This window comes from Phnomibacter sp. (assembly GCF_036803085.1).
Lineage (GTDB): Bacteria > Bacteroidota > Bacteroidia > Chitinophagales > Chitinophagaceae > Phnomibacter.
In genome coordinates, this window is record NZ_DAIRUZ010000010.1 from 140676 (window position 1) to 153794 (window position 13119).

General features: G+C 41.2%; 12 protein-coding genes. All 12 read left to right on the forward strand.

What is annotated here, in order from left to right; translation table 11 throughout:
• The first annotated feature begins 49 nt into the window (after positions 1-49).
• Positions 50-1864: an ABC transporter ATP-binding protein gene (locus tag V7Q13_RS17005; protein ID WP_333801866.1), complete on the forward strand. Its 1815-nt coding sequence runs from the start codon at positions 50-52 to the stop codon at positions 1862-1864.
• Positions 1865-2057: 193 nt separating this feature from the next.
• Positions 2058-3605 carry a type I restriction-modification system subunit M gene (locus V7Q13_RS17010; protein WP_333801867.1) on the forward strand — a complete coding sequence of 516 codons (1548 nt, stop codon included), beginning with the start codon at positions 2058-2060 and terminating at the stop codon, positions 3603-3605.
• Between the two features lie 22 nt (positions 3606-3627).
• Entirely contained in the window at positions 3628-4470 is an 843-nt protein-coding gene (dinD, locus tag V7Q13_RS17015; RefSeq protein ID WP_333801868.1) for a DNA damage-inducible protein D, read from the forward strand.
• A gap of 5 nt (positions 4471-4475) precedes the next feature.
• A complete protein-coding gene (locus tag V7Q13_RS17020) occupies positions 4476-5066 on the forward strand; it encodes a restriction endonuclease subunit S (RefSeq protein WP_333801869.1) in 591 nt (196 codons plus the stop codon).
• 2 nt (positions 5067-5068) lie between these two features.
• Entirely contained in the window at positions 5069-5665 is a 597-nt protein-coding gene (locus V7Q13_RS17025) for a restriction endonuclease subunit S (protein WP_333801870.1), read from the forward strand.
• Between the two features lies 1 nt (position 5666).
• Positions 5667-6812, forward strand: a complete 1146-nt coding sequence (locus V7Q13_RS17030; protein ID WP_333801871.1) for an AAA family ATPase — start codon at positions 5667-5669, stop codon at positions 6810-6812.
• Complete coding sequence (locus V7Q13_RS17035) at positions 6799-9906, forward strand: type I restriction endonuclease subunit R (protein WP_333801872.1); 3108 nt, start codon at positions 6799-6801, stop codon at positions 9904-9906. The genes V7Q13_RS17030 and V7Q13_RS17035 overlap by 14 nt, the downstream gene beginning before the upstream one ends.
• An 18-nt stretch (positions 9907-9924) precedes the next feature.
• Complete coding sequence (locus tag V7Q13_RS17040; protein ID WP_333801873.1) at positions 9925-10161, forward strand: hypothetical protein; 237 nt, start codon at positions 9925-9927, stop codon at positions 10159-10161.
• A gap of 172 nt (positions 10162-10333) precedes the next feature.
• Positions 10334-11464, forward strand: coding sequence for a F0F1 ATP synthase subunit A (gene atpB / locus V7Q13_RS17045; protein WP_333801874.1), 1131 nt, complete (start codon positions 10334-10336; stop codon positions 11462-11464).
• 94 nt (positions 11465-11558) lie between these two features.
• A complete protein-coding gene (atpE, locus tag V7Q13_RS17050) occupies positions 11559-11807 on the forward strand; it encodes an ATP synthase F0 subunit C (protein ID WP_157476697.1) in 249 nt (82 codons plus the stop codon).
• 109 nt (positions 11808-11916) lie between these two features.
• The gene (gene atpF / locus V7Q13_RS17055; RefSeq protein ID WP_333801875.1) at positions 11917-12405 is read left to right on the forward strand and encodes a F0F1 ATP synthase subunit B; all 489 of its coding nucleotides are present in this window, start codon (positions 11917-11919) and stop codon (positions 12403-12405) included.
• Positions 12406-12470: 65 nt separating this feature from the next.
• On the forward strand, positions 12471-13034 hold the full coding sequence (atpH, locus tag V7Q13_RS17060) for an ATP synthase F1 subunit delta (RefSeq protein ID WP_333801876.1): 564 nt from the start codon (positions 12471-12473) through the stop codon (positions 13032-13034).
• Positions 13035-13119: the final 85 nt, after the last annotated feature.

A 13119-nucleotide genomic window follows, 5' to 3' on the forward strand; every position in this document is an offset into this window, starting at 1 on the left:
AAGCCGCTTTTGGCATCAAAAGATGGCTGCGTACCGGCTGCAATTGTATATGTCTGGCAACAAGTCAACTTCCCGCTCATTCGATATGGCCCTGTTTGGCAGGGTGATGCGTTTTGTACAACCCTACCGCCGCCGCTTTTACCTGTCGCTGGTGCTGGCACTGGTGCTGGCGGTGCTGTCGCCGGTGCGGGGCTTGTTCATTCAATACACGGTAGACAAAGGACTGAAAGGCCAAACGGGCAATATTCCAACCTGGCTCAACGATTGGTTTGATGCCATCAGCCATGGCGACATGCTGCGTTTTGTGGTGCTTATTTCCATCCTGCAAATTGTGATGTTGCTGATAGAAACCGTGATTCGGTTTGTGTTTACGTTTAGCACGGCATGGCTGGGCCAGCATGTGGTAAAAGACCTGCGGGTAACGGTGTACAACAAGGTGCTGCGCCTCAACCTGCGCCAGTTCGATAAAACACCGATTGGAACGCTTACCACCCGCACCATCAACGATATTGAAAGCATCAATGAAATTTTTGCCGACGGCCTCATTCCCATCATTGCCGATTTTCTTACCATCGTGTTTACCCTTGCCACCATGTTTTGGATGGACTGGCAACTAACGCTGATTGGCTTGATTCCTTTTCCCATTTTGCTGCTGGCTACCTGGCGTTTTAAAAACAGCGTCAACAAGAGCTTTATCAAAGTGCGGAATGCCGTGGCCAGCCTCAATGCCTTTGTGCAGGAGCACATCAATGGCATGCAACTGGTGCAGGCTTTTGCGGCCGAAGACCGCGAAATGGGCAAATTCAGAAAGATTAATAAGGAACACCGCAACGCCAATATCAACGCCATTTTTGCTTACTCGGTCTTTTTTCCGGTGGTAGAAGTGGTGCTGGCCGTAAGCCTGGGCCTGCTGGTATGGTGGGTGGCCGACCAAAGAATAGAAGCGGGTAAGCTGGTCGCCTTCATCTTGTTTATGAACCAGATTTTCCGGCCGCTACGGGTGATTGCCGATAAGTTCAATGTGATACAAATGGGCATGGTGGCCAGCGAACGGGTATTTAAAGTACTCGACAACAATGACCAGCTGCCCGAGCCAACTGCTCAGGCCCTGCAGCCTGCCAAAGTGGAAGGCAGCATCGCTTTTGAAAAAGTGAATTTTGCTTACGAAGCCGAAAACTGGGTACTGAAAAATGTAGACTTCCGCATAGCCCCCGGCCAAACCGTGGCCATTGTGGGCAGCACGGGTAGCGGCAAAACCACCATCATTTCGCTGCTCAACCGCCTGTACGAAGTAGAACATGGCCGCATTACCATTGATGGGCACGACATCCGGGATTATCACCCCGATGCTTTGCGCAGCCAGATTGGTGTGGTGCTGCAAGATGTGTTTTTGTTTGCCGGCTCGGTACACGACAACCTCACGTTGCGCAACCCTGATATACCCCGAAGCCGGGTAGAAGAAGTGTGCCGCCTGATTGGCATCGATGCATTGATACAACAGCTGCCCGGCGGGTACGACTTTAATGTACTGGAGCGTGGCGCCACTATGAGTGCCGGCCAGCGCCAGTTGCTAAGCTTTGCCCGCTGCCTGCTCTACAGCCCCGCCATCCTCATACTCGACGAAGCCACCAGCAATATCGACAGCGAAAGCGAACAGCTCATACAGCAGGCCATCGACACAATGATTCAGGGCCGTACCTCTATTGTGATTGCCCACCGCCTGAGCACCATTCGCAAGGCCAATATTATTATGGTGATGGAGCGGGGCGAACTCAAAGAAATGGGTAGCCACGAAACCCTGCTGGCCAAAGGTGGCCTGTATGCCCGCCTGCACAGCATGCAGTTTGAGGAGGAAAATGTGTGATTAACCCCGACTCTTAGTATTTTCGACCTATAGCAATTGTTGGGGTTGGCTTTAAACAAGCAGCCGAAAAGCCTACAAAAAATCCGTTCAAATGGGCAGTAAAAATGTAACCCGGTTTGATGGGCGACATTCTTGCTTTTGAGATTGCAAAGAAAGTTGAGGATAAACTATTAGCCCTATTAAAAGAGATAGAATGACAAGCATAGCACAAAGACAAGAATTACAAAATAAAATATGGAAAATAGCCAACGATGTGCGTGGCTCAGTAGATGGGTGGGATTTTAAACAGTTTGTGTTAGGTGCACTGTTCTATCGCTTTATTAGCGAAAACTTCACCAATTTTATTGAAGCTGGCGATGAAAGTATTGGCTATTCAAAACTTTTGGATGATGTAATCACACCTGAAATAAAAGACGATGCCATAAAAACAAAGGGTTACTTCATTTATCCAAGTCAGCTTTTTGTGAATGTTGCCAAAACTGCCAATACAAACCCCAATCTGAACACAGACTTAAAAGCCATTTTTGACGCTATTGAAAGTTCTGCAAATGGTTATCCATCTGAACCGGACATTAAAGGTTTGTTTGCCGACTTTGACACGACCAGCACTCGATTAGGAAATACGGTTGAAAGCAAAAACTTACGTTTGGCTGCCGTTTTGAAAGGTGTTGAAGAACTGAACTTTGGAAATTTTGAAGATAATCAAATTGACCTTTTTGGAGATGCTTATGAATTTTTGATTTCCAATTATGCAGCCAATGCAGGAAAATCGGGAGGTGAGTTTTTTACACCGCAGCACGTATCAAAACTCATTGCTCAATTGGCCATGCACAAGCAAGAAAAAGTAAACAAGATATATGACCCTGCGGCAGGTTCAGGTTCGTTATTGTTGCAAGCCAAAAAGCATTTCGACAATCATATTATTGAAGAAGGTTTTTACGGGCAGGAAGTAAACCACACAACTTACAACCTAGCCCGTATGAACATGTTTTTGCACAACATCAATTACGATAAGTTCAATATAGCTCTTGGCAATACACTGATTGACCCACATTTTGGCGATGAAAAGCCATTTGATGCTATTGTTTCTAATCCTCCTTACTCTATAAAATGGATTGGTGACGATGACCCAACGCTGATTAATGATGACCGTTTTGCACCTGCCGGTGTATTGGCTCCAAAATCAAAAGCCGATTTCGCTTTTGTACTTCATTGCCTATCTTATCTCTCAAGTAAAGGCCGGGCTGCTATTGTTTGTTTCCCCGGTATTTTTTACCGTAGCGGTGCAGAGCAAAAAATCAGGAAGTATTTGGTGGATAACAACTTTGTAGAAACCGTAATCTCACTTGCGCCCAATCTATTTTACGGCACAACTATTTCGGTTACTATTTTGGTGTTGTCCAAACATAAAACCGAAAACAAAACGCAGTTTATTGATGCAAGCGGAGAAGACTTTTTTAAAAAAGTAACCAACAACAACGAGCTGACCGATGCCCATATTCAAAAGATTATGGAGCTGTTCGATTGTAAAGAAGATGTTGAACATGTTTCCAAATCAATTGACAATTCAAAAATTGCCGAAAACGATTATAACCTTTCGGTTAGCTCTTATGTAGAGGCAAAAAACAACCGTGAGCACGTTGACATTACTCAAATAAATGCGGAAATCACCAAAACAGTAGAGAAGGTAAATGCGCTGCGTTTGAGCATTGATGAAATCATTAAAGAAATTGAAGCCTGATTATCTAGAAATACTACACACTATGGAAAAAGCTATCATCACGCAATTGAATAAACAATTTGAAGAATATGCTTATGAGCAGGATGGTGTTGAATATTGGCTGGCTCGTGAACTACAAGAGCTTTTAGGGTATGCTGATTGGCGAAATTTTTTAAACGCAATTAATAAAGCAAAAGAAAGTTGCCAAACCACTGGCGAAACGGTTTCTGACCATTTCGTTGACGTCACCAAAATGGTCAAGATTGGTTCTGGTGCAGAAAGGGAACAGGAAGACTTGATGCTCACTCGCTATGCTTGTTATCTAATAGCGCAGAACGGCGACCCTAAGAAAGAACAAATAGCTTTTGCCCAAAGCTATTTTGCTATACAAACCAGAAAGCAGGAATTGTTGGAAGAACGCATACAGCTGATGGAGCGTTTGCAAGCACGTGAAAAATTGGCTGCTACTGAAACCGAACTTTCTAAAAACATTTACGAAAGAGGCGTTGACAATTCTGGATTTGCCAGAATTAGAAGTAAAGGTGATTGGGCCATGTTTGGCGGGTACAACACCAGCGACATGAAACGTAAGTTGGGCATAAAGGAAAACAGACCTTTAGCTGATTTTTTACCTACCATTACCATTACAGCAAAACAATTGGCTACAGAAATTACCAATTTTAACGTGAAGAAAAACGACCTAAAGGGTGAAACGGATATTACGTCTGAACATGTTAAAAACAATAAGGACGTAAGAACCCTATTGGGTAAAAGTGGCATTAAACCCGAGGAGTTGCCGGCTGAGGAAGACATAAAAAAACTGGAACGGAGAGTAAAAACTTTAGACAAAGCAATAGCCAAAAAGAATTTAAAAGGTAAAAAATAATACGAATGAGCTATGTAGATAGATTGTTGCAAGGCGTAGAAGTGGAATGGAAAACATTGGGAGAGGTTTCCAATGTTTTACGTGGCAAAAGATTAACACGTCAAGAACTATCGAAGTATGAAAAATATCCGGTTTTTCATGGTGGAATAGAACCATTAGGTTTTTATTCCAAGTCTAATCGACCAGCTGATACAGTTATGATAATTAATGTAGGTGCTTCTGCAGGTACTGTTGGGTACAGCCCGGTTGATTTTTGGTCATCTGACGGTTGTTTTTGTATTGGACATTCAGTAGATATAAACAATAAGTTTCTTTATTATTTTTTATTAGGGGAACAAAATTTTTTAAAGTCAAAAGTTAGGGTTGCGGGGATTCCTACTTTGGACAATTTTATAGTTGAGAAACTCAAAATTCCCGTCCCACCATTAGAAGTTCAAAAAGAAATTGTTCGCATGCTCGATAAGTTCACCGAGCTTACAGCAGAGCTTACAGCAGAGCTTACAGCAGAGCTTACAGCCCGTAAACAACAGTATGAATACTACAGAGATAAACTGTTGAATTTCAATAACTTAAATGGGGGGGGTATAAGTACTTAACTATGAGTGAGTTAGGAGTGTTTCAAAGAGGAAGACGTTTTGTAAAAGACGACATGATTGCCGAAGGCGTACCCTGTATTCATTATGGTGAGATGTATACTTATTATGGCACTTGGGCAAATGAAGCAAAATCATTTGTAAGCGAGGGATTGGTAAAAAGAAAAAACTTACGAGTTGCTAAATATGGAGATGTTGTTATTGTGGCTGCTGGAGAAACCATTGAGGACATCGGATTAGGAACGGCTTGGTTAGGCAAAGAAGGTGTTGTAATTCATGATGCCTGTTTTTCTTTCAGAAGCCCATTAAACCCGAAATACGTAGCATACTTTACACGTACTAAAAAATTCCATGACCAAATAAAAAAGCATATTTCATCGGGAAAGATATCTGCCATTAATGCAAGAGGTTTAGAAAAGGTTTTAATTCCTGTTCCTTCTCCAGAAGAACAAGATCGTATTGTTACCGTCCTTGATAAATTCGACATACTCACCACTTCAATCAGCGAAGGCCTTCCGAAAGAGATTGAGTTAAGGAAAAAGCAGTATGAGTACTACCGCGATTTATTGCTAACCTTTCCTAAGAATAATGTAGAGTCATAAAATGGGACAGTCGTTAATACAAATAGCACAAACACTTAAAGACGCTGATAAAAAATTACAGCTGGTTTATGCTTTTAATGGCTCAGGTAAAACTCGTTTATCACGTGAATTTAAGCAGTTGATAGCCCCAAAAGAACTTGAAGCGGTACAAGAAGAAGATTCGGACATTAAAATACTTTACTATAATGCTTTTACAGAGGACTTGTTCTTCTGGGATAATGATTTGGATGCTGATTCCGATAGGAAGTTAATAATACAACCAAACAGCTTTACCGATTGGGTACTTCGAGAACAAGGCCAAGACAGGAATATTGTTGCGAATTTCCAGCAGCTAACTAATGATAAGTTGACTCCGCAATTCAACGAAAACTTTACAGAGATTCGATTTTCATTTGAACGAGGAAACGAAGATGATACTGAATTTGTGAAGATTTCGAAAGGGGAAGAAAGCTGTTTTGTATGGAGTGTTTTTTTTAGTTTAATGGAACAAGTTGTAAGTGTTTTAAACATTGCGGAAAAAGAAAATCGTGAAACTGACCAGTATGATAAGCTTGAATATATTTTTATTGATGATCCCGTCAGCTCCTTAGATGACACCCATCTAATTGAATTAGCCGTGAATATTTCAGAGTTGATAAAGTCAAGCACTTCGGATTTGAAATTCATAATCACAACTCACAATCCACTATTTTACAATGTGATTTTCAATGAGTTTAATAGGGTTAAGAAGACTAAGAAATGGCTTTTGGAAAAGTTGAATGATGGAACTTTCGCACTTAACGAAATACAAAGTGACTCGCCTTTTTCCTATCACTTGTTTCTATTAGCAGAATTGGAGAAAGCAACACAGCCAACGGGGGAGATAAAAAAGTTTCATTTTAACTTCTTACGCAACATACTAGAAAAGACTTCGACATTTCTTGGATACAAAAATTGGGAAGAGCTTTTGCCCCAAGAGTCACGAGAAGCATATTACAGAAGAATCATAAATCTATCAAGTCATTCAAAACATAATGGTGAAGAAATTGCAATTGTTGAAGAAAATGACAAGAGAGTCTTGGGCTTTCTGGTAAGTGAAGTGAAAACAAAGTACGGCTTCAAATCGACGATTAACTCAAGTACAACCGAACAGAATGGCGCAGTATAAAACCATTGCCGAGTCAAATAATTTCATCGTACTGGATAACTATATCAAGGATTCCATGCTGAATGAGCCTTCTGCTGTGTATCAAACAGAGGCAACACTAGAGAATGAGTTCATTCAAGACCTGATTGGTCAAGGTTATGAAAGGCTTTCAAACCTGAAGACACCAGAAGCGATGTTGGCGAATGTGAGAGTGCAATTGCAATCGCTTAACAACATGGAATTTTCTGATGGAGAATGGATTCGTTTCGTAGAGGAATACTTAGATAAACCAAGTGATACCCTTGTTGAGAAAACAAGAAAAATACACGATAACTATATCTATGATTTTGTTTTTGATGATGGTCATATCCAAAATATCTACTTGGTTGACAAAAAGAATATCACAAGAAATAAAGTACAGGTCATTTCACAATTTGAGCAGAAAGGAACACATGCCAATCGTTATGATGTAACCATTTTAGTAAATGGCTTGCCATTGGTTCAGGTTGAACTAAAAAAGCGTGGCGTTGCTATCCGGGAAGCATTCAACCAGGTTCACAGGTACTCAAAGGAGAGTTTTAATAGCAAAAACTCACTGTATAAATACATTCAAATCTTTGTCATTTCAAACGGAACAGATAGCAGATATTTTGCAAATACAGTCGAGCGAAACAAAAATAGTTTTGACTTCACCATGAACTGGGCAAAAGCTGACAACAGTTTGATTAAAGATTTAAAGGATTTTACGGCTACCTTTTTGGAGAAACGTACACTTCTCAATATTCTTCTCACTTATTCGGTATTTGACACTAGCGATACGCTGCTTATCATGCGTCCTTATCAAATTGCAGCTACAGAAAGAATCCTTTGGAAAATAGAAAGCTCTTATCTGGCAAAAAGGTGGTCGACCAATGAAGGAGGCGGATATATCTGGCACACTACTGGCTCAGGAAAAACGCTTACCAGTTTTAAAGCGGCACGTTTAGCAACGCAATTGGATTTTATTGATAAAGTATTCTTTGTAGTTGACCGTAAGGACCTGGACTTTCAGACCATGAAGGAGTATCAGCGTTTTTCTCCCGATAGCGTAAATGGTTCTGATAGTACGGCTGGTTTAAAGCGAAATATTGAAAAGGATGACAATAAGATTATTGTAACCACAATACAAAAACTGAATAACCTCATGAAAACTGAGGGTGATTTAGCCATTTATCAAAAGCAAGTTGTATTCATTTTTGACGAAGCACACCGTTCTCAATTTGGGGAAGCCCAAAAGAATCTGAAAAAGAAGTTTAAAAAGTTCTATCAATTCGGCTTTACGGGTACACCTATTTTTCCACAAAATGCATTAGGTGCTGAAACAACAGCCAGCGTTTTCGGTCGTGAATTGCACTCTTATGTAATTACGGATGCTATCAGAGATGAAAAAGTGCTGAAATTCAAAGTTGACTATAATGATGTTCGACCTCAGTTTAAGAATATAGAAACCGAACAAGACGAGAAAAAACTAAGTGCAGCAGAAAACAAAACAGCTTTACTACACCCTGCTCGTATCAAAGAAATATCTCAATACATTTTAGATAATTTCAGGATAAAAACCCATAGAAACCAAGGAAGCAACAAAGGTTTTAATGCCATGTTTGCCGTTAGCAGTGTTGATGCAGCCAAATGCTATTATGAGGAATTAAACAAACTTAAAAAAGACAGCGATAAGCCATTAAAAATTGCAACTATCTTCTCTTTTGCAGCAAACGAAGAACAAAGTGCAATTGGTGAAATAGTTGACGAAACTTTTGAACCTTCTGCATTGGATGTTACTGCCAAAGAGTTTTTAACCAAAGCTATCAATGATTATAACGCCATGTTCAGAACCAGTTATGGCGTTGACAGTAATGAATTTCAGAATTATTACCGTGACCTTGCCAAACGTGTAAAGAACAAAGAGATTGATTTAATTATTGTAGTTGGAATGTTCTTAACTGGTTTTGATGCTCCTACACTTAATACCTTGTTCGTTGACAAGAATTTGCGTTATCACGGTTTAATTCAAGCCTTTTCTCGAACAAATAGAATTTATGATGCCACAAAAACCTTTGGCAACATTGTAACATTCCGTGATTTAGAAAAAGCAACAATCGATGCAATCACGTTGTTTGGCGACAGTAATACAAAAAATGTGGTTCTTGAAAAGAGCTACAAAGAATATCTAGATGGGTTTACGGATATCGTTACGGGTGAAGCTCGTCGAGGATATGTAGAAGTAGTAAATGAGTTAAATGAGAAGTTCCCTAATCCTGACGAAATCGTAAAAGAGAAAGACAAAAAGGAATTTGCAAAACTATTTGGAGAGTATTTAAGAGTAGAAAACATACTGCAGAACTACGATGAATTTAACCACCTAAAAGCACTTCAAACAATCGATATAAATAATCCTGAGGCAGTTGAAGAATTTAAGAAAGCTCATTTTGTAACAGATGAGGACATTGCAGCAATGCAAAAGATTGAATTGCTCAAAGAAAGGACAGTTCAGGATTACCGTTCAACTTACAATGATATTCGTGACTGGTTAAGACGAGAGAAAAGCGGTAAAGAAACAGAAGAATCAACAATTGATTGGGACGATGTTGTTTTTGAGGTTGACTTATTAAAATCGCAAGAAATAAACCTTGATTACATTCTGGAATTGATTTTTGAGCATAATAAGAAAGCTAAAGACAAAGACACTTTAATTACTGAAATACGTAGAGTAATCCGTGCAAGTGTTGGAAATAGAGCAAAAGAAAGTTTGGTTGTTGATTTCATTAATGAGACTGACCTTGACACGCTGCAAGACAAAGCGAATGTTATTGAGTCTTTTTTTGCCTTCGCTCAAAGCAAGCAGAAATCAGAGGCCTTGGATTTAATTGCTGAAGAAAACCTGAATGAAGAAGAAGCAAAACGTTATATAACAGCTTCCTTAAAACGGGAATATGCAAGTGAAAACGGAACTGAATTGAATGCTCTTTTGCCGAAAATGAGCCCATTAAACCCTTTGTATTTGGCTAAAAAGCAAAGTGTTTTTCAAAAGCTGGTCGCATTTGTTGAGAAGTTCAAAGGGGTGGGGGGACAACTATAAAAGTTACGGAATGAAAAATTGGCTGATTTTTACCCAGACAATCCATTAGAAATAAAAAGCTGTGGTCAGTTACATAAAGTGCTGAAATCCAATCTTCCTGAAGTGTATGCCAGCCGGCAGGAGGCTATAGATACCCGATTGCGGAGGGCTTTGGCCATGACGCATACAGAAAGGCTACAGGCCTTGCTTTCTTTAATGGAATTGTCGAAGCTATTGAAAGATGCACCTAAGCAACATCAACAAATACCAGAGTAATGGACGTTTTGAATGAACAGTTGCTGGAATTTTGGCGACAGGGGCGGTTTTTCGAAGCTCCGAAAGCTGATAAGCTTCAAAATTCAATTTTCTTTCCAGTTCTCCTTTATAGTATGCACGGCACCCCGTACATTTGCGGCCAAATTTGAGCACAGGTATGGGTAGCAAGTTCATGAAATCTTTACTGGTAGCGGTTTTCAGCGTTTTCTCTTTTGGCGTAGCCATGGCTGAAGAAGGCCACGAGCCGGCACAGCACGAAGCGGGTGCCACCCACGAGGAAAAACTGGATCCTGGTAAGATCATCATTGAGCACGTAACCGATGCTCACGACTTCCATTTCATGGATATTGGCGGCAAGGCTATTTCTATTTCTTTGCCAGTGATTTTGTACAGCGAAGGCAAATGGCATTTTTTCAGTAGCAGCAAATTTCACCATGGCCACGAAGCTCACGAAGGCTTCTTTCTGGTAAATGACCACTACATTCAGCAAATGAAGGCCGAAGGCGTAGATGTAAGCGGTTTGAAAAACCAGCAAATCATTGCCGTGGATGCCGAGGGCAAACCAAATGCCAGCGTTCAGGTATACGATTTCAGTATGACCAAAAACGTGGTGCAAATGCTGTTGGCCAGCATCCTGCTGATTGTACTCATGAGCAGCATTGCGAAGAAATATGCCAAAAACGGTCCCAACAAGGCACCAAGTGGTTTCCAAAATGCAGTAGAGCCAGTGATTACGTTTGTAAGAGATGAAGTGGCTAAGCCAAACCTGCATGGCAAATACCAGCGTTACTTGCCGTTTTTGCTCACTGTTTTCTTCTTTATCTTAATCAACAACCTGTTTGGTTTAATTCCTGGTTCGGCCAACGTAACGGGTAACCTCGCCCTTACAGCTGTGCTGGCGTTGATTTCCTTCATCGTTATTTTGTTCAGCACCAACAAGCATTTCTGGGGTCACGTATTTTGGTTTCCGGGCGTACCTGTACCGGTTAAGCTCATTATGCTGCCGGTAGAACTGATGGGTATTTTCACCAAGCCCTTTGCCCTCATGATTCGTTTGTTTGCCAACATGGTGGCAGGTCACGTTATCATCTTGAGTTTCATCATCCTCATTTTCATATTTGGCGCCATGAGCAAATCACTCGGCTATGGTACCAGCCCCATTTTTGTAGGCTTGGCGGTATTTATTTATGCCATCGAAGTATTGGTAGCCTTCATTCAGGCTTTCATCTTCACCAACCTTACAGCAGTGTTTATTGGTCAGGCTTTTGAACATGGCGACCACCACGAAGGCGGACACCACTAAGAAATTGGGGATTAGTGATTAGGATTAACCTTGAACAGTGCCGCGGATGCGGAATAAAGAACACCGGATTTTTTCATTTTAAATATCATCTATTATGCAACTGATGAACGTTCTGTTGGATGTAAGCATGAGCCACCTCGGTGGTGCTATTGGTGCTGGTTTGGCCGCTATCGGCGCTGGTATCGGTATCGGTCAGATTGGTAAAGGCGCTACTGAAAGCATCGCCCGTCAGCCTGAAGCTGCTAACGACATTCGTGGTGCAATGATCTTGACTGCTGCTTTCGTAGAAGGTGTTGCCCTGCTGGCCGCTGTAGCTGGTCTGCTGGCTGTATTCAAGGCGTAATCATTCGCACTGAAAAAAACAAACTGCGTCCATGCACAGGGCGGACGGCGCAGTTTTCTTTAACTTTTTCGACTCCTGAATATTTATCTCTTTTCAAAAAACGAATCACATGCTCGACGTAGGATTAGGACTTTTTGCCTGGAACCTCATCGCCTTTTTAGTAGTGTTGTTCCTGCTGCGCAAATTTGCGTGGAAGCCCATCATCAGCAGCCTGAACGAACGTGAAACCAAAATTGCCGACAGTATTGCTACCGCCGACCGCGTAAAGGCTGAAATGGCTCAAATGCAAAGCGAAAACGAAGCACTAATGGCACAAGCCCGCGAAGAACGTGCCGCTATGCTGAAAGAGGCAAAAGAAACCCGTGATAAAATGGTAAACGAAGCCAAAGAGCAGGCTAAGCTGGAAGCCAATAAAATTGTAGCTGAAGCACAACAGGCCATCAACAACCAAAAAATGGCTGCCATTACCGATGTAAAAAATCAGGTGGGTGCATTGGTGGTTGAAGTGGCAGAAAAAGTATTGCGCCGCGAACTAGCCAATAAAGCTGACCAGGAAAACTACATCAAAGAGTTGAGCAACGCTGTAAAACTGAACTAAGCTGAAAGAGCAGCTTTTGCAGCAATGCAAAAGCCGTTATTCTTCAATATAAGAGAAGCAATTGTATGGTAAACCCACGTTTGGCCGGCCGCTACGCTAAAAGTCTCATTGATATTGCCGTAGAAAAAAACGAATTAGAAGCTATTAAAGCTGATGTAGCGTTTTTACTCTCAGCTATCAATAGCAGCCCTGAGTTAAAAGGACTGTTGCGCAGCCCCATTATCAAAGCCGATAAAAAGACTGCTGTAATGGAAGCGATTTGCAAAGGCCGGGTAAATGCTATCACGGAGGTATTTTTCCGCCTGCTGATAAGCAAAAGCCGCGAAAATGCATTGCCTGAAATACTTGGTGCATTCAACGAACAATACAATGTGTTGAAGGGTATTCAGCAGGTAAAAATTACCACAGCGCAACCATTGAGCGAAGAAGTAAAAGCATCTTTGCTGAGCAAACTGAAAGCTGACACCGGCTTTGACAAGGTAGAGCTGAAAACCAGTGTAAAGGAAGAACTGATTGGTGGTTTTATTTTGGAATACAACAACAATCTTGTGGATGCATCAATCCAGCGAGATTTGCGAGACATCAAACGACAGTTTCAGAACAACGATTACGTTTTTAATATCCGATAAAAAAATCCCGACCAAGTGGTCGGGATTTTTTTGAGACTGTAAAATATTTTGTGTAAACGATTTCAGCTAGCTGTTATTCAGAGTC